Here is a 17,910-nt window from a genome sequence, read left to right as displayed (position 1 = left end):
AAAAAAGCCTGCTTCAGCAGTTGAAAGTGGTCAGTTTGACCGCATCTCTGTTTCACAACCCTAATTGGCAAAGAATTTAAGTGGGAGATGTTTAGATGGGTAAGATTATTGGTATTGACTTGGGTACAACCAACTCATGTGTTGCAGTTATGGATGGTGGTAAAGCGCGCGTGCTGGAAAACGCCGAAGGCGACCGCACCACGCCGTCGATTATTGCGTATGCACAGGATGGCGAAACTCTGGTTGGTTCACCGGCTAAACGTCAGTCTGTGACCAACCCGCAGAATACCCTGTTTGCGATCAAGCGCCTGATTGGCCGTCGCTTCCAGGACGAAGAAGTACAGCGTGATATTAAAATCATGCCTTACAAAATCATCGGCGCGGATAACGGCGACGCATGGATTGATGTGAAGGGCCAGAAAATGGCACCGCCGCAGATCTCTGCTGAAGTGCTGAAAAAGATGAAGAAAACCGCGGAAGATTTCCTCGGTGAAGCTGTAACTGAAGCGGTTATTACCGTTCCAGCTTACTTCAACGATGCGCAGCGTCAGGCGACCAAAGACGCCGGCCGTATCGCAGGTCTGGAAGTAAAACGTATCATCAACGAACCAACCGCAGCAGCACTGGCTTACGGTCTGGATAAAGGTCAGGGCAACCGCACCATCGCGGTATACGACCTGGGCGGCGGTACTTTCGATATCTCAATCATTGAGATCGATGAAGTTGATGGCGAGAAAACCTTTGAAGTTCTGGCAACCAACGGTGATACCCACCTGGGTGGTGAAGACTTCGATAGCCGTCTGATTAACTATCTGGTGGCCGAATTTAAGAAAGATCAGGGCATCGATCTGCACAACGATCCGCTGGCGATGCAGCGTCTGAAAGAAGCGGCAGAGAAAGCCAAAATCGAGCTCTCTTCAGCGCAGCAGACCGACGTTAACCTGCCGTACATCACGGCGGATGCGACCGGTCCTAAGCACCTGAACATCAAAGTAACGCGTGCGAAGCTGGAATCTCTGGTTGAAGATTTGGTATCTCGCTCAATCGAGCCGTTGAAAGTGGCTCTGCAGGATGCGGGTCTGTCGGTTTCAGACATCAATGACGTGATCCTGGTGGGCGGTCAAACGCGTATGCCAATGGTTCAGGCCAAAGTAACTGAGTTCTTTGGTAAAGAGCCACGTAAAGACGTGAACCCGGACGAAGCGGTAGCCGTTGGTGCTGCGGTTCAGGGCGGTGTGTTGGCAGGTGAAGTGAAAGACGTTCTGCTGCTGGACGTTACCCCGCTGTCGCTGGGTATCGAAACCATGGGCGGCGTGATGACTTCGCTGATCAGCAAGAACACCACTATCCCAACCAAGCACAGCCAGGTGTTCTCGACTGCTGAAGATAACCAGTCTGCCGTGACCATTCACGTGCTGCAGGGTGAGCGTAAGCGTTCAGGCGATAACAAATCACTGGGCCAGTTCAACCTCGACGGTATTCAGTCTGCACCGCGCGGCATGCCGCAGATCGAAGTGACCTTCGATATCGATGCGGATGGTATCCTGCACGTGTCGGCGAAAGACAAAAACAGCGGTAAAGAGCAGAAGATCACCATCAAGGCGTCTTCTGGTCTGAACGAAGAAGAGATCGAAAAAATGGTGCGTGACGCGGAAGCGAACGCCGAGTCTGACCGTAAGTTCGAAGAGCTGGTTCAGACCCGTAACCAGGGCGATCAGATTTCGCACAGCACCCGTAAGCAATTGGACGAAGCGGGCGACAAACTGTCTGCTGAAGATAAAGCACCAATCGAAGCGGCGTTGACCGAGCTGAACACCGCGCTGAAAGGCGAAGACAAAGCAGACATCGAAGCCAAAATGCAGGCATTGATGGAAGTGTCCAGCAAACTGATGGAGCTGGCACAGCAGCAAGGTCAGGCAGCTGACGCAGGCGATGCAACTGCACAGAAAGATGACGACGTTGTCGACGCTGAGTTCGAAGAAGTTAAAGACAAAAAATAATTGCCCCTGACCGGGCGCGACGGCTGGCCTGACAGCCGTTGAAACCAGCACGGGCGTAGGAGATCTCTCCACGCCCGTGCGATCATGTTAAGGGCAGAACAAATATGGCTAAGAGTGATTTATACGAGATCTTAGGCGTCTCTAAATCCGCAGATGAGCGTGAAATCAAAAAGGCTTATAAGCGCCTGGCGATGAAATACCATCCGGACCGTAATCCGGACAATAAAGAAGCCGAAGCGAAGTTTAAAGAAATTAAGGAAGCCTACGAAATTCTGACCGACGCACAGAAGCGTGCGGCCTACGACCAATATGGTCATGCAGCCTTTGAACAAGGTGGCATGGGCGGTGGTGGCGGCTTCGGCGGCGGCGGTGCTGACTTCAGCGATATCTTTGGCGACGTCTTTGGCGATATTTTTGGTGGTGGCCGCCGTCAGCGTGCCTCACGTGGCGCCGATTTACGCTACAACATGGAGCTAACGCTGGAAGAAGCGGTACGCGGCGTGACCAAAGAGATCCGCATTCCAACTCTGGAAGAGTGCGATGTCTGCCACGGCAGCGGCGCGAAAGCGGGAACCAAACCGCAGACCTGTCATACCTGTCATGGTGCTGGTCAGGTGCAGATGCGTCAGGGCTTCTTCACCGTGCAGCAGGCGTGTCCGACCTGTCACGGTCGCGGTTCAGTGATCAAAGATCCGTGCAATGCTTGTCATGGTCACGGTCGCGTTGAGCGCAGTAAAACCCTGTCGGTGAAAATCCCTGCAGGCGTGGATACCGGCGATCGCATTCGTCTGACCGGCGAAGGTGAAGCGGGCGAACACGGCGCACCAGCGGGCGATTTGTACGTTCAGGTTTCGGTGAAAAAACACCCGATCTTCGAACGTGAAGATAACAACCTGTATTGCGAAGTGCCGATTAACTTCGCGATGGCAGCATTGGGCGGCGAGATTGAAGTGCCGACGCTTGATGGACGCGTGAACCTGAAAGTGCCTTCTGAAACGCAAACCGGCAAGCTGTTCCGCATGCGCGGTAAAGGCGTGAAATCGGTGCGTGGCGGTGCGGTGGGTGATTTGCTGTGTCGTGTAGTGGTGGAAACGCCAGTCAGCCTCAACGACAAACAGAAAGCGCTGCTGCGTGAACTGGAAGAGAGTTTTGGTGGCCCAAGTGGCGAGAAAAACAGTCCGCGCTCCAAAAGCTTCCTCGACGGTGTGAAGAAGTTCTTTGACGATTTAACGCGTTAATTCCAGCAGTTATGCAGTCAGAAAGCGGAGAGGAAACTCTCCGCTTTTTTTATGTTTTGCCGCCAACGCGTCGCTCCTGATATAAGCTCAATCTGCCTGGCGTTTGATATGAGCTAAAATGCCCTTGGAATGCATCGGCATTACCGAGCAATTAACGAGACATAAGCTGCTTTTAACGAGGTGTCTGAATCGCTACACTTCTCAGCCTAAATGTCTCTACTCAGGAGGAGTTGTGAACAAATCCCGTTCTATTCGAAGCTTGCTGAAAAGCTTTATCGCCAGTGACGCCAGTAACGGCATGGTGCTGATTCTGGCGGCCGTTGCGGCGATGATTTTGGCTAACAGCGCAGAAACCGCCCAAGGTTATCAATCGTTTCTTGCTGAGCCGGTGCAGATTCGCTTTGGCGCATTAGACATCAGCAAAAACCTGCTGCTGTGGATTAACGATGCCATGATGGCGCTGTTTTTCCTGGTGATTGGTTTGGAAGTGAAACGCGAGCTGATTACTGGCGAGCTCGCCAGTCGCGATCGCGCCATTTTCCCGGTCATCGCGGCAATTGGCGGTATGGTGGTGCCAGGACTGATTTTCCTGTTCTTCAACCACGGCGATCCGATTGCACGTAACGGCTGGGCGATTCCAACCGCCACCGATATTGCTTTCGCTTTGGGCGTGTTGGCGCTGCTGGGCAGTCGCGTACCGACTGCGCTGAAAGTGTTCCTGATGGCGCTGGCGATTATTGATGATCTCGGCGCAATTGTGATCATCGCGCTGTTCTATACCAGCGATCTTTCGGTGTTGTCATTGAGCGTGGCCGCCGGTGCGATTGTGCTGTTGGCGATTCTTAATCGCTGTGGCGTACGTAATATTGCCATCTATATGTTGGTCGGTATTGTGCTGTGGACGGCGGTGCTCAAGTCTGGCGTCCACGCAACGTTGGCGGGCGTGATTGTTGGCTTCTTCGTGCCGCTGGAAGAGAAGAACGGCCATTCTCCGGCCGAGCATCTGGCGCATGGTTTAATGCCGTGGGTCAACTGGCTGATTCTGCCGCTGTTCGCCTTTGCCAACGCCGGTATTTCGCTGACCGGTATTACCTTTATGGATGCGCTGTCGCCAGAGCCGCTGGGCATCATTCTCGGCTTGCTGATTGGTAAACCGTTGGGCATCACGCTGTTCTGCTGGCTGGCAGTCAAGTGGCGGCTGGCGGTGCTACCGGGAGGGACCACCATACGCGATATCATGGCGATTGGTGTGCTATGCGGTATCGGCTTCACTATGTCGATCTTTATTAGTTCGCTGGCGTTTGATGCCGCCCACGAGCAACTGGTGACCTTCTCCAAACTGGGGATTCTCAGTGGCTCGCTGCTTTCGGCGGTCATTGGCTACACGCTGCTGCGCATCAAACTGCGTTAAAAGAGGAAGGAGGCGAAAGCCTCCTTTTTTTGCCGATGAATCAGCTCAATTTTAATCATCTCTACTATTTCTGGCAGGTGTGTAAAACCGGCTCGGTGGTGCGTGCGGCGGATGTGCTGTGCCTGGCGCCACAGACGGTTACCGGCCAGATTAAATCGCTGGAAGAGCAACTCGGCGGCGTGCTGTTTCGCCGTCAGGGACGCGGTTTGGTGCCCAATGAGCTTGGGCAACTGGTGTTCCGCTATGCCGATCGCATGTTCATGCTGAGTCAGGAGATGCTCGATATTGTTAACTACCGCAAAGAGTCGCATCTGCTGTTTGATGTTGGCGTGGCGGATGCGCTGTCAAAGCAACTGGTGAGCAAGGTGCTGGAGGCGGCGGTGGTGGCTGAAGAGAGAATCCATTTGCGCTGTTTTGAATCAACGCACGAGATGCTGCTGGAACAGCTAAGCCAGCACAAGCTGGATATGATCCTCTCCGATTGCCCAATTGATTCCACTCAGCAGGAAGGGCTGTTTTCGGTCAAGCTGGGCGAATGTCCGATCAGCTTCTGGTGTAACACGCCGTTACCGACGCTGCCGTTTCCCGCCTGCCTGGAAGAGCGGCGCTTGCTGATTCCGGGCCGTCGCTCGATGCTGGGCCGCAAACTGCTGAACTGGATCCACAGCCAGGGCTTGCAGGTGGAGATTCTGGGTGAGTTTGATGATGCGGCACTAATGAAGGCATTTGGTGCGCTGAACAACGCGATATTTGTGGCTCCCACATTATATGGGGACGAGATTTACCGTGATGATGCTATTAAAGAGATTGGGCGTTTGGATGCGGTGATGGAGGAGTATCACGTGATCTTTGCTGAGCGGATGATTCAGCATCCGGCGGTACAGCGGATCTGCCATCGCGACTTTAGTGCGCTGTTTACCACTGAATTGCAGGCATAAAAAAACCGGCTAAGCGCCGGTTCTTTTTTACAAAGCGATTAACAGACGGGCGATTAAGCCAGTTTGTTGATCTGTGCAGTCAGGTTTGCTTTATGACGTGCAGCTTTGTTTTTGTGGATCAGACCTTTAGCAGCCTGACGGTCCACGAGTGGTTGCATTTCGTTGAATGCGTTCTGCGCAGCAGCTTTGTCGCCTGTTGCGATAGCCGCGTATACTTTCTTAATGAAAGTACGCATCATTGAACGGTTGCTTGCGTTATGCTTGCGACGTTTCTCAGATGTTACGGCGCGTTTCTTAGCTGATTTGATATTAGCCAAGGTCCAACTCCCAAATGTGATCTATATGGACAAATCAAAGGCCGAGGACTATGCCTTTTGCGCCTTCTTATGTCAATGGATTTGTGCAAATAAGCGTCGTTTTAAAAACAACACTCGATTACGTAATTGATGGCGCAGGATTCTACCAGCAACGCGGCGTTGAATACAGTATTTCGCAGCAAAAATCTTCAGATCCTTGCTAAGCAACTGGCTACGCGTGGAATAAGCCGCGCCAGAAGCAGGAAAGGCACGTATACGGGTTAACCTAAACGCCATTCAAGGGTATAATCCGCCGATTTCCACCGGTTTGAGTCAGCCATGAAGTTTATCCGCGGTATTTATAATCTGAAAGAGCAGCATCGCGGCTGCGTCCTGACCATTGGTAATTTCGACGGCGTACATCGCGGCCACCAGGCTTTGATGGCTGAATTAATTGCTGAAGGACGAAAACGCAATCTGCCGGTGGTGGTGATGGTATTTGAGCCACAACCGCTTGAGCTGTTTGCCGGCGATAAAGCCCCGGCGCGCCTTACGCGTTTGCGTGAAAAGCTGAAGTACCTCGAACAAGCGGGCGTTGATGCCGTACTCTGCGTACGTTTTGATCGTCGCTTCGCTGCGCATTCGGCGCAGAGTTTTATTTCTGAATTGCTGGTGGACAAGCTGAACGTCAAGTTCCTGGCCGTCGGTGATGATTTCCGCTTCGGCGCTGGTCGCCAGGGGGATTTCCTGTTATTACAGAAAGCCGGTGCGGAGTATGGCTTTGAGGTCATCAGCACCCAAACCTATTGCGATAGCGGCAAGCGCATCAGCAGCACCGCCGTTCGTCAGGCGCTGGCGCAGGATGATTTTGCGCAAGCCGAAGCGCTGCTGGGCCATCCGTTCAGCATCTCAGGTCGCGTAGTGCACGGTGATGCACTTGGGCGCACCATCGGTTTCCCAACGGCTAATCTCCCTTTGCGTCGCACCGTTACGCCGGTTAAAGGCGTATTTGCGGTAGAAGTGTTGGGCCTCGGCGATCAGCCGCTGCCCGGCGTGGCCAATATTGGTACGCGCCCAACGGTAAAAGGTTTACGTCAGCAGCTTGAAGTTCACCTGCTCGACACAAATATGAATCTCTATGGGCGTCACATTGAAGTGGTGCTGAAACAGAAGATTCGCGATGAACAGCGTTTCGCTTCGCTGGACGCGCTGAAAGAACAAATTGCGAAAGATGTGGTGACGGCCCGCCAATTCTTTGGGCTAAAAACACCGGTTTAATGACCGAAATACGGAATCGAGAATCTGATGAGTGACTATAAATCTACCCTGAATTTGCCGGAAACGGGGTTCCCGATGCGTGGCGATCTGGCCAAACGCGAACCGGGAATGCTGCAACGTTGGTATGATGACAACCTGTACGGCATCATCCGCGAAGCCAAGAAAGGGAAAAAAACCTTTATTTTGCATGATGGCCCTCCTTATGCGAACGGCAGCATTCATATTGGTCACTCAGTTAACAAGATTCTGAAAGACATTATCGTCAAGTCGAAAGGCATGGCGGGCTATGACTCGCCGTACGTTCCAGGTTGGGACTGCCACGGTTTGCCGATTGAGCACAAAGTTGAGCAGATGATTGGTAAGCCGGGCGAGAAAGTCAGCGCGGCTGAATTCCGTGCCGCTTGCCGCCAATACGCAGCGGAGCAGGTTGAAGGTCAGAAAAATGACTTCATCCGTCTCGGCGTGCTGGGCGACTGGGATCGTCCTTACCTGACGATGAACTTCCAGACCGAAGCCAACATCATCCGTGCGCTGGGTAAAATCATCGGCAACGGCCATCTGCACAAAGGCGCGAAGCCGGTGCACTGGTGCATGGATTGCCGCTCGGCGCTGGCTGAAGCGGAAGTGGAGTATTACGACAAAACTTCACCATCCATCGACGTGATGTTCAATGCCGTTGATGCCGATGCAGTGCGCGCGAAGTTTGGTGTTGCCGCGTCAGAAGGCCCGGTTTCACTGGTGATCTGGACCACCACGCCGTGGACCATGCCAGCCAACCGCGGTATCTCGCTGCATCCGGAATTTGAATATCAGCTGCTGCAGATCGAAGGTCGTAGCCTGATTCTCGCTAAAGAGATGGTTGAGAGCGTGATGAAGCGCGCCGGCATCAGTGACTGGAAAGTACTGGGCGAATGCAACGGTGCGGCGCTTGAGCTGCAACTGTTCCAGCATCCGTTCCTTGAGCAGATCCAATCGAAAGTGGTTCTGGGTGAGCACGTGACGCTGGAAGCCGGTACCGGTGCGGTACATACCGCGCCAGGCCATGGCCCGGATGACTATGTTATCGGTCAGAAATACGGTCTGGAAACCGCCAATCCGGTGGGTCCGGATGGCGCGTATCTGCCAGGCACCTACCCTACGCTTGATGGCGTAAACGTCTTTAAAGCCAACGACATGATCGTTGAGCTGCTGAAAGAGAAGGGTGCGCTGCTGCACGTTGAGAAACTGCTGCACAGCTACCCGCACTGCTGGCGTCACAAAACGCCGATCATCTTCCGTGCCACGCCACAATGGTTCATCAGCATGGATCAGAAAGGCCTGCGTGCGCAGTCGCTGAAAGAGATCAAAGGCGTGCAGTGGATCCCGGATTGGGGTCAGGCGCGTATCGAAGCGATGGTGGCGAACCGTCCGGACTGGTGTATCTCACGCCAGCGTACGTGGGGCGTGCCGATGGCGCTGTTCGTGCATAAAGAGAGCGAGCAGCTGCATCCGGATACGCTGGAGCTGATGGAGAAAGTCGCCAAGCTGGTTGAGCAGGACGGCATTCAGGCGTGGTGGGATCTCGATCCGCGCGATCTGATGGGCGATGACGCTGACCACTACGTTAAAGTGCCAGACACCTTAGACGTGTGGTTCGACTCCGGATCCACCAGCTACGCGGTAGTCGATGCGCGTCCGGAATTCGGTGGCCATACGCCGGATATGTATCTGGAAGGTTCTGATCAGCATCGCGGCTGGTTCATGTCTTCTCTGATGATCTCCACCGCGATGAAAGGCAAAGCGCCTTATCGTCAGGTACTGACGCACGGTTTCACCGTGGATGGTCAGGGCCGCAAGATGTCGAAATCGATCGGCAACACCGTGGCGCCACAGGATGTCATGGATAAGCTGGGCGCGGATATTCTGCGTCTGTGGGTCGCCTCTACCGATTACTCCGGTGAGATGGCGGTCTCCGACGAAATCCTCAAGCGTGCCGCAGACAGCTATCGTCGTATCCGTAACACCGCGCGTTTCCTGCTGGCTAACCTCGCGGGCTTCAACCCGGCGACCGATTGCGTCAAGCCGGAAGAGATGGTGGTGGTGGATCGCTGGGCGGTTGGCCGTGCGCTGGCAGCACAGCAGGATATCGTGCACTCCTACGAAAACTACGATTTCCACGAAGTGGTGCAGCGTCTGATGCACTTCTGCTCTATCGAAATGGGCTCGTTCTATCTCGATGTGATCAAAGATCGTCAGTACACCGCGAAAGGCGACAGCCTGGCGCGTCGCAGCTGCCAAACCGCGCTGTGGCATATCGTTGAAGCGCTGGTGCGCTGGATGGCGCCAATCATGTCCTTCACCGCAGACGAAATTTGGGGCTACCTGCCGGGCGAGCGCGCGAAATACGTGTTCACCGAAGAGTGGTACCAGGATCTGTTTGGTCTGGCGGATAACGAAGCGCTGAACGACGCCTATTGGGATGATCTGCTGAAAGTGCGCGGCGAAGTGAACAAGGTCATCGAGCAAGCGCGAAGCGACAAACGCATCGGTGGCGCGCTGGAAGCAACGGTCACGCTGTATGCGGATGCCGAGCTGGCAGCTAAGCTGCAGGCGCTGGGCGATGAGCTGCGTTTCGTGCTGTTAACTTCAGGCGCAACCGTGGCGGATTACGCCACTGCCAGCGATGAAGCGCAGCAGAGCGAACTGTTCAAAGGTCTGAAAATCGCGCTGCACAAAGCAGAAGGCGAGAAATGTCCGCGCTGCTGGCATTACACTACAGACGTTGGCCAGAATCCTGAGCACGCTGCGGTATGTGGCCGTTGCTACACTAACGTGTCCGGTAACGGCGAGCAGCGGAAATTTGCCTGATGAGTAAAGCTATTTGTTCGACTGGTTTGCGCTGGCTCTGGCTGGTGCTGGTGGTGATCGCCATCGATTTTGGCAGCAAAATGTGGGTCATGGATAACATGATGCTGCATGAAACGCAGCCGCTGATGCCGTTCCTGAATCTGTTCTACGCGCACAACTATGGCGCGGCGTTCAGCTTCCTGGCCGACAAAGGCGGCTGGCAGCGCTGGTTCTTTGCCGGCATCGCCATTGCTATCGTCGTGGCGCTGTTGGTGATGATGTATCGCAATGCTGCCAGCAACAAATTAACCAATATTGCTTACGCGCTGATTATCGGCGGGGCGTTGGGTAACCTGTTTGACCGTTCGTATCACGGCTTTGTGGTCGATTTTATCGACTTCTATGTCGGAGACTGGCACTTCGCGACCTTCAACATCGCCGACTGTGCCATCTGTATCGGCGCGGCGCTGGTGGTGCTGGAAGGTTTTCTCAGCCCGAACGGCAAACCGGCAAAAGATAAAGGGTAAAAAATGAGTGAGTCTGTTCAGCGCGATAGCGCGTTGCTGGTGCATTTTACGCTGAAGCTGGAAGATGGCTCGACGGCGGAATCTACGCGCGCCAACGGCAAACCTGCGCTGTTCTGTCTGGGCGATGGCAGCCTTTCAGCCGCGCTGGAACAGCAGCTTCTGGGGCGTAAAGTGGGCGATAAGCACGCCTTTACTCTCGAGCCGGAAGATGCCTTCGGCGGCACCAGCCCGGATCTGGTTCAGTACTTCTCGCGCCGTGACTTTAACGACGCGGGCGAACCGGAAGTCGGCGCTATTATGCTGTTCAGCGGCCGTGGCGGCAGCGAAATGCCGGGCGTGATCCGTGAAGTTTCCGGCGACTCAATCACCGTAGACTTCAACCATCCGCTGGCGGGTCAGCGCATTCAGTTTGATATTGAAGTGCTGGAGATTGATCCGGCGCTGGAGGCCAACGATGCAAATCCTGTTAGCTAACCCACGCGGTTTCTGCGCAGGCGTTGATCGCGCCATCAGCATCGTTGAGCGCGCGCTGGAGATGTACGGCGCGCCCATCTACGTACGTCACGAAGTGGTGCATAACCGCTACGTGGTGAGCAGCTTGCGCGAGCGCGGGGCGATCTTTATTGAAGAGATCGCTGAAGTGCCGGATAACGCCATTTTGATCTTCTCCGCACACGGCGTATCGCAAGCGGTTCGCGCCGAAGCCAAAGCGCGTAATCTCACCATGCTGTTTGATGCCACCTGTCCGCTGGTGACAAAAGTGCATATGGAAGTCGCGCGCGCCAGTCGCAAAGGTGTTGAAGCGATTCTTATTGGCCACGCGGGACATCCGGAAGTGGAAGGCACCATGGGCCAGTACAGCAATCCCAACGGCGGCATGTATCTGGTGGAATCGCCGGAAGATGTGTTCAAGCTGAACGTCAAAGATGAGAGCAACCTGTGCTTTATGACGCAGACCACGCTGTCAGTCGATGATACTTCGGACGTGATTGATGCACTGCGTCAGCGCTTCCCGGCGATTATCGGTCCACGTAAAGATGACATCTGCTACGCCACCACCAACCGTCAGGAAGCCGTTCGCGTGCTGGCGCGAGATGCTGAAGTGGTGCTGGTAGTGGGATCGAAAAACTCCTCTAACTCGAACCGTCTGGCCGAACTGGCGCAGCGTGCCGGTAAGCTGGCGAAGCTGATTGATTCGGCTGATGACATTCAGGAAGAGTGGGTCAAAGATAAGCAGATCATCGGCGTGACAGCGGGTGCTTCTGCTCCAGATATTCTGGTGCAGCAGGTGATCCAGCGTCTGCGTGAGCTCGGCGGTGAAGCGGCGATTGAGCTGATTGGCCGTGAAGAGAACATTGTGTTTGAAGTACCGAAAGAGCTGCGCGTTGACGTGCGTAACGTGCAGTAAGCGGTTCACACCGCAGTAAAATCAGGCCGACATTGTTCGGCCTTTTCTTTGCCTGTCGCAGCCAGAAATCCCACTTCCAGCATGCGGGATTGCTTTTACTGATAATGTTTACCGGCTGGCATAAAATTCTTATATCCCTTTATTATTGTGGCGTGACTGTTATCTGACCGTTAACCTGTTTACGCTTTACATGCATAGATTTGTATCAGGAATGAATAATTATGAGTGAAATCCGCATTGCTATCGTTGGTGCGCCGGGTCGCATGGGACGCAATTTGATTCAGGCCGTACAGCAGGCGGAAGGTGTTGCGCTCGGCGCGGCACTGGCGCGTAGCGGTTCGTCATTGCTGGGCGTTGATGCTGGCGAACTGGCGGGCATCGGCAAAACGGGCGTGATTGTTTCTGACGATCTGCAAAAGGTGGTTAACGACTTTGATGTCCTGATCGATTTCACCCGTCCGGAAGGCACGCTGGAGTATCTGGCGTTTTGCCGCCAGTACAACAAAGCGATGGTGATCGGTACCACCGGTTTTGATGAAGCCGGCAAAGCGGCGATTCGCGCGGCAGCCGAAGAGATTGGCATTGTGTTCGCTGCCAATTTCAGCGTGGGCGTCAATCTGGTGCTGAATCTGCTGCAGCAGGCGGCGAAGGTAATGGGCGACTACGCGGATATTGAAATCGTAGAAGCGCATCATCGTCATAAAGTTGATGCACCATCAGGTACAGCGCTGGCGATGGGCGAGGCGATTGCCGATGCCATGAAGTGGAATCTGGATGAGCACGCGGTATATGCCCGTGAAGGTCATACCGGTGAGCGTAAAGCGCAAACCATCGGATTTGCTACCGTGCGCGCTGGCGATATCGTGGGTGAACACACCGCGATGTTTGCAGATATTGGTGAGCGTGTAGAGATTACCCACAAGGCTTCCAGCCGTATGACCTTTGCAAATGGTGCAGTTAAGGCGGCAAGTTGGTTAAAGAACAAGAAATCTGGCCTTTATGATATGCGTGATGTGCTGGATTTATCGATGTTGTGAGTGTTGTGAACCATCGTGATGTGGTTATTTCAATCGGTAAGACCTTGATTGACGAGGGCAATGTGATCATTGCCCTTTATTTTATCTGTAAATGGATGCTTTGTTTGTTTTTCACTACGAAGGGTTCATTTGTTGCGGTTAATGAGCATTTATCAGGCTTGTGATGGCTAATTTTGACCATTTGGTCAAAAATTTATGCGCGCTAGCACCACTTTGCCATTATCGCCGTCAGGCAACCGATTATTTTTCCGAGTTATCTCACTCTTTTATCGCCTTTCACCGTTTTTAACATTCAGTTGCCCGAAATATACAAAAAAATGACCACATGTTGTAGACAAGGTGCGGGGCGATCATTAGAATGCGCGCAATTTGCCAAAATTCGAGTACTCAGGCGGGTTTTGCATTGATTCTGGCACTGCTTTTGAATTAATATGCAAATATTGTGACTGTTTATTCCCTGGAGGATGTTTTGATTAAGTCAGCGCTCTTGGTTCTGGAAGACGGAACCCAATTCCACGGTCGGGCCATCGGGGCTACGGGGTCGGCAGTGGGAGAAGTTGTTTTCAACACTTCAATGACCGGTTATCAAGAAATCCTCACTGATCCTTCCTATTCCCGCCAAATCGTTACCCTCACTTATCCCCATATCGGCAATGTTGGCGTTAACGCCGCCGATGAAGAATCCAGCCAAATCCATGCTCAAGGCCTCGTTATTCGCGATCTGCCGCTGATTACCAGCAACTTCCGCAGTGAAGAAAGTCTGTCAGCTTACCTGCAGCGCAATAACATCGTTGGCATCGCCGATATCGACACGCGCAAACTGACCCGTTTGCTGCGCGAGAAGGGCGCACAGAGCGGCTGCATTATTGCGGGCGATAATCCGGATGCCGCACTGGCGCTGCAGAAAGCGCAGGCGTTCCCGGGCTTGAAAGGCATGGATCTGGCGAAAGAAGTGACCACCGCTGAGACTTACGCGTGGCAGCAAGGTAGCTGGACACTGGAAGGTGACCTGCCGGAGCAGAAAAAGGCGGAAGAGTTACCGTTCCATGTGGTGGCGTACGATTACGGCGCCAAGCGCAACATCCTGCGCATGCTGGTGGATCGCGGCTGTCGCCTGACGGTCGTACCTGCAAAAACCCCGGCGGAAGAGGTTCTGGCACTTAATCCAGACGGTATTTTCCTGTCGAACGGTCCTGGCGACCCGGAACCGTGCGACTACGCGATTAACGCCATTCAGGCATTCCTGAAAACCGATATCCCGGTATTCGGTATCTGTCTTGGCCATCAGCTGTTAGCGCTGGCGAGCGGTGCCAAAACCATCAAGATGAAACTCGGCCACCACGGCGGCAACCATCCGGTGAAAGATCTCGACAACAATACCGTGATGATCACCGCGCAGAACCACGGTTTTGCGGTGGATGACAGCCAGTTGCCGGCCAATCTGCGCGTGACCCATGTGTCGCTGTTCGACCAAACCGTGCAGGGCATTCATCGCACTGACAAACCGGCCTTCAGCTTCCAGGGACACCCGGAAGCGAGCCCAGGCCCGCACGATGCGGCGCCACTGTTCGATCACTTTATCGAACTGATCGAAGCATACCGTTCTAACGCGAAGTAATCAGGAGCCCACGATGCCAAAACGTACAGACATAAAATCCATCCTGATTCTTGGTGCTGGCCCGATCGTTATCGGCCAGGCATGTGAATTTGACTACTCCGGTGCGCAGGCGTGTAAAGCGCTGCGTGAAGAGGGCTACCGCGTCATTCTGGTGAACTCGAACCCGGCAACCATTATGACCGACCCGGAAATGGCTGATGCGACTTACATCGAGCCGATTCACTGGGAAGTAGTGCGCAAGATTATCGAAAAAGAGCGTCCGGATGCGGTGCTGCCAACCATGGGCGGCCAGACAGCGCTGAACTGTGCGCTGGAGCTGGAGCGTCAGGGCGTGCTGGCTGAGTTCGGCGTCACCATGATTGGTGCGACTGCCGATGCCATTGATAAAGCCGAAGATCGTCGTCGCTTTGATGTGGCGATGAAAAGCATTGGTCTGGGTACCGCACGTTCCGGTATCGCGCACACCATGGAAGAAGCACTGGCGATTACCGAAGTCGTTGGCTTCCCATGCATCATCCGTCCTTCCTTTACCATGGGCGGCACCGGCGGCGGTATCGCTTATAACCGCGAAGAGTTCGAAGAGATTTGCGAACGCGGTCTCGACCTGTCGCCAACCAATGAGCTGCTGATTGATGAGTCGCTGATTGGCTGGAAAGAGTACGAGATGGAAGTGGTGCGTGATAAAAACGACAACTGCATCATCGTCTGCTCGATCGAAAACTTCGATGCGATGGGCATCCACACCGGTGACTCCATTACCGTGGCACCGGCGCAAACCCTGACTGACAAAGAATACCAAATCATGCGTAACGCCTCGCTGGCGGTACTGCGTGAAATCGGTGTCGAAACTGGCGGTTCTAACGTCCAGTTCTCGGTGAACCCGAAAGATGGCCGCATGATCGTCATCGAAATGAACCCGCGCGTATCGCGTTCGTCAGCATTGGCCTCGAAAGCGACCGGCTTCCCGATTGCCAAAGTGGCGGCGAAACTGGCGGTGGGCTTCACCCTCGATGAGCTGATGAACGACATCACCGGCGGCTTGACGCCTGCGTCGTTCGAACCTTCTATCGACTATGTCGTCACCAAGATTCCTCGCTTCAACTTTGAGAAGTTCGCCGGTGCCAACGATCGTCTGACAACGCAGATGAAATCAGTCGGTGAAGTGATGGCGATTGGCCGTACCTTCCAGGAATCGATGCAGAAAGCGCTGCGCGGTCTGGAAGTGGGTGCCAACGGTTTCGACCCGAAAGTCAGCCTTGACGATCCAGAAGCGTTAACGCGCATTCGTCGCGAACTGAAAGATGCCGGTTCTGACCGTATCTGGTACATCGCCGATGCGTTCCGTGCAGGCATGTCAGTTGATGGCGTGTTCAATCTGACCAACATCGATCGCTGGTTCCTGGTGCAAATTGAAGAGCTGGTGCGTCTGGAAGAGCAGGTTGAGCGCGAAGGTGTGAACTCGCTGAACGCGGAATTCCTGCGTGCGCTGAAGCGTAAAGGCTTTGCCGACCTGCGTCTGGCTGCATTGGCGGGCGTATCTGAAGGCGAAATTCGTAAGCTGCGTCAGCAATTTAACCTGCATCCGGTTTATAAGCGCGTTGATACCTGTGCGGCTGAGTTCGCCACCGACACCGCTTATATGTACTCAACCTACGAGGAAGAGTGCGAAGCCAATCCAAACCAGGATCGTGAAAAAATCATGATTCTGGGTGGTGGTCCAAACCGTATCGGCCAGGGCATCGAGTTTGATTATTGCTGCGTGCATGCGGCGCTGGCGCTGCGTGAAGACGGTTACGAGACCATCATGGTTAACTGTAACCCGGAAACCGTATCAACCGATTACGACACCTCTGATCGCCTCTACTTCGAGCCGGTCACGCTGGAAGACGTGCTGGAAATCGTACGCATCGAGAAGCCGAAAGGCGTCATCGTACAGTACGGCGGCCAGACGCCACTGAAACTGGCACGCGCGCTGGAAGCGGCTGGCGTTCCGGTGATTGGTACCAGCCCGGACTCGATTGACCGTGCAGAAGACCGCGAGCGTTTCCAGCAGGCGGTTGATCGCCTGAGCCTGAAGCAACCGGCTAACGCCACCGTTGCCACGCTGGAGCAGGCCGTTGAGAAAGCGGCTGGCATCGGCTATCCGCTGGTGGTGCGTCCTTCTTATGTGCTGGGCGGCCGCGCAATGGAAATCGTCTACGACGAAATCGACCTGAAGCGTTACTTCCAGACGGCGGTTTCGGTCTCTAACGATGCGCCAGTGTTGCTGGATCGCTTCCTCGATGATGCGGTTGAAGTGGATGTTGATGCAATTTGCGATGGCGAACGCGTGCTGATTGGCGGCATCATGGAGCACATCGAGCAGGCGGGCGTGCACTCCGGTGACTCGGCCTGTTCACTGCCAGCTTACACGCTGAGCACTGAAATCCAGAACGTGATGCGTCAGCAGGTGGAAAAACTGGCCTTCGAGCTGAATGTTCGTGGCCTGATGAACGTACAGTTCGCAGTGAAGGACAATGAGGTTTACCTGATTGAGGTGAACCCACGCGCCGCGCGTACCGTACCGTTCGTGTCTAAAGCCACTGGCGTGGCGCTGGCGAAGGTTGCCGCGCGCGTGATGGCAGGTAAAACGCTGGCTGAGCAGGGCGTCACCAAAGAAGTGATTCCACCGTATTACTCGGTGAAAGAAGTGGTGCTGCCTTTCAACAAGTTCCCAGGCGTTGACCCAATCCTCGGCCCAGAAATGCGCTCTACCGGTGAAGTGATGGGCGTAGGTCGCACCTTCGCTGAAGCCTTCGCGAAAGCGATGCTGGGTGCGCAGAGCAACATGAAGAAAACCGGTCGTGCGTTGCTGTCAGTGCGTGAAGGCGATAAGAAACGTATCGTCGACCTGGCAGCAAAACTGCAGAAGTTTGGTTTCGAGCTGGATGCGACGCACGGTACCGCAGTGGTGCTGGGCGAAGCGGGCATCAATCCACGTCTGGTGAACAAGGTGCATGAAGGTCGTCCGCACATTCAGGACCGTCTGAAGAACGGCGAATATACCTACATCGTCAACACCACTGCAGGACGTCAGGCAATTGAAGACTCCAAGCTGATTCGTCGTAGCGCGCTGCAGTACAAAGTGCATTACGACACCACGCTGAACGGCGGCTTTGCCACGGCGATGGCGCTGAACGCGGATCCGACTGAGCAAGTGATTTCGGTGCAGGAAATGCACGCGCAAATTAAATAATCATTGGTTTGATAGTAATAAAGCGGCTCCTGCGGGAGCCGTTTTTTTTGGCCTTTTACCCGCAGCTGAATATCCTTATCTGTAAAAATCCTATTGAT

General features: G+C 54.2%; 13 protein-coding genes. 12 read left to right on the top strand and 1 reads right to left on the bottom strand.

What is annotated here, in order from left to right:
- Window positions 1-95: 95 nt before the first annotated feature.
- From dnaK to nhaR, 4 genes are all read left to right on the top strand, one after another.
- Window positions 96-2,000 (top strand): molecular chaperone DnaK, encoded by a 1,905-nt coding sequence (gene dnaK / locus FHW71_RS11640; RefSeq protein WP_008108665.1) that lies wholly within the window; start codon window positions 96-98, stop codon window positions 1,998-2,000.
- A 104-nt stretch (window positions 2,001-2,104) separates the two neighbouring features.
- Complete coding sequence (dnaJ, locus tag FHW71_RS11635) at window positions 2,105-3,238, top strand: molecular chaperone DnaJ (protein WP_008108664.1); 1,134 nt, start codon at window positions 2,105-2,107, stop codon at window positions 3,236-3,238.
- A 232-nt stretch (window positions 3,239-3,470) separates the two neighbouring features.
- On the top strand, window positions 3,471-4,649 hold the full coding sequence (gene nhaA / locus FHW71_RS11630) for a Na+/H+ antiporter NhaA (RefSeq protein WP_008108662.1): 1,179 nt from the start codon (window positions 3,471-3,473) through the stop codon (window positions 4,647-4,649).
- 35 nt (window positions 4,650-4,684) lie between these two features.
- Window positions 4,685-5,587 carry a transcriptional activator NhaR gene (nhaR, locus tag FHW71_RS11625; protein WP_179451949.1) on the top strand — a complete coding sequence of 301 codons (903 nt, stop codon included), beginning with the start codon at window positions 4,685-4,687 and terminating at the stop codon, window positions 5,585-5,587.
- A gap of 53 nt (window positions 5,588-5,640) precedes the next feature.
- On the opposite strand, the gene rpsT is transcribed toward nhaR, so the two are convergent.
- Window positions 5,641-5,904 carry a 30S ribosomal protein S20 gene (rpsT, locus tag FHW71_RS11620; RefSeq protein ID WP_036619798.1) on the bottom strand — a complete coding sequence of 88 codons (264 nt, stop codon included), beginning with the start codon at window positions 5,902-5,904 and terminating at the stop codon, window positions 5,641-5,643.
- 318 nt (window positions 5,905-6,222) lie between these two features.
- Here rpsT and ribF point away from each other — a divergent pair, with 318 nt between their 5' ends.
- The 8 genes from ribF (at window position 6,223) to carB (ending at window position 17,812) form a co-directional block, all read left to right on the top strand.
- Window positions 6,223-7,161 (top strand): bifunctional riboflavin kinase/FAD synthetase, encoded by a 939-nt coding sequence (ribF, locus tag FHW71_RS11615; RefSeq protein WP_061718149.1) that lies wholly within the window; start codon window positions 6,223-6,225, stop codon window positions 7,159-7,161.
- Between the two features lie 27 nt (window positions 7,162-7,188).
- Window positions 7,189-10,008 (top strand): isoleucine--tRNA ligase, encoded by a 2,820-nt coding sequence (gene ileS / locus FHW71_RS11610; RefSeq protein WP_179451950.1) that lies wholly within the window; start codon window positions 7,189-7,191, stop codon window positions 10,006-10,008.
- On the top strand, window positions 10,008-10,514 hold the full coding sequence (gene lspA, locus FHW71_RS11605) for a signal peptidase II (protein WP_179451951.1): 507 nt from the start codon (window positions 10,008-10,010) through the stop codon (window positions 10,512-10,514). Before ileS ends, lspA begins: the two co-directional genes overlap by 1 nt.
- Before the next feature lie 3 nt (window positions 10,515-10,517).
- The gene (gene fkpB / locus FHW71_RS11600; RefSeq protein WP_008108656.1) at window positions 10,518-10,988 is read left to right on the top strand and encodes an FKBP-type peptidyl-prolyl cis-trans isomerase; all 471 of its coding nucleotides are present in this window, start codon (window positions 10,518-10,520) and stop codon (window positions 10,986-10,988) included.
- Window positions 10,969-11,922, top strand: coding sequence for a 4-hydroxy-3-methylbut-2-enyl diphosphate reductase (gene ispH, locus FHW71_RS11595; RefSeq protein ID WP_008108655.1), 954 nt, complete (start codon window positions 10,969-10,971; stop codon window positions 11,920-11,922). The genes fkpB and ispH overlap by 20 nt, the downstream gene beginning before the upstream one ends.
- Window positions 11,923-12,143: 221 nt before the next feature.
- On the top strand, window positions 12,144-12,959 hold the full coding sequence (gene dapB / locus FHW71_RS11590; RefSeq protein ID WP_179451952.1) for a 4-hydroxy-tetrahydrodipicolinate reductase: 816 nt from the start codon (window positions 12,144-12,146) through the stop codon (window positions 12,957-12,959).
- Window positions 12,960-13,428: 469 nt separating this feature from the next.
- Window positions 13,429-14,577: a glutamine-hydrolyzing carbamoyl-phosphate synthase small subunit gene (carA, locus tag FHW71_RS11585; protein WP_179451953.1), complete on the top strand. Its 1,149-nt coding sequence runs from the start codon at window positions 13,429-13,431 to the stop codon at window positions 14,575-14,577.
- Window positions 14,578-14,590: 13 nt separating this feature from the next.
- Window positions 14,591-17,812, top strand: coding sequence for a carbamoyl-phosphate synthase large subunit (gene carB, locus FHW71_RS11580; RefSeq protein ID WP_008108652.1), 3,222 nt, complete (start codon window positions 14,591-14,593; stop codon window positions 17,810-17,812).
- Window positions 17,813-17,910: the final 98 nt, after the last annotated feature.

This window comes from Enterobacter sp. Sphag1F (genome assembly GCF_014193275.1).
Lineage (GTDB): Bacteria > Pseudomonadota > Gammaproteobacteria > Enterobacterales > Enterobacteriaceae > Pantoea > Pantoea symbiotica.
This window is presented reverse-complemented; position numbering and strand designations above follow the sequence as displayed.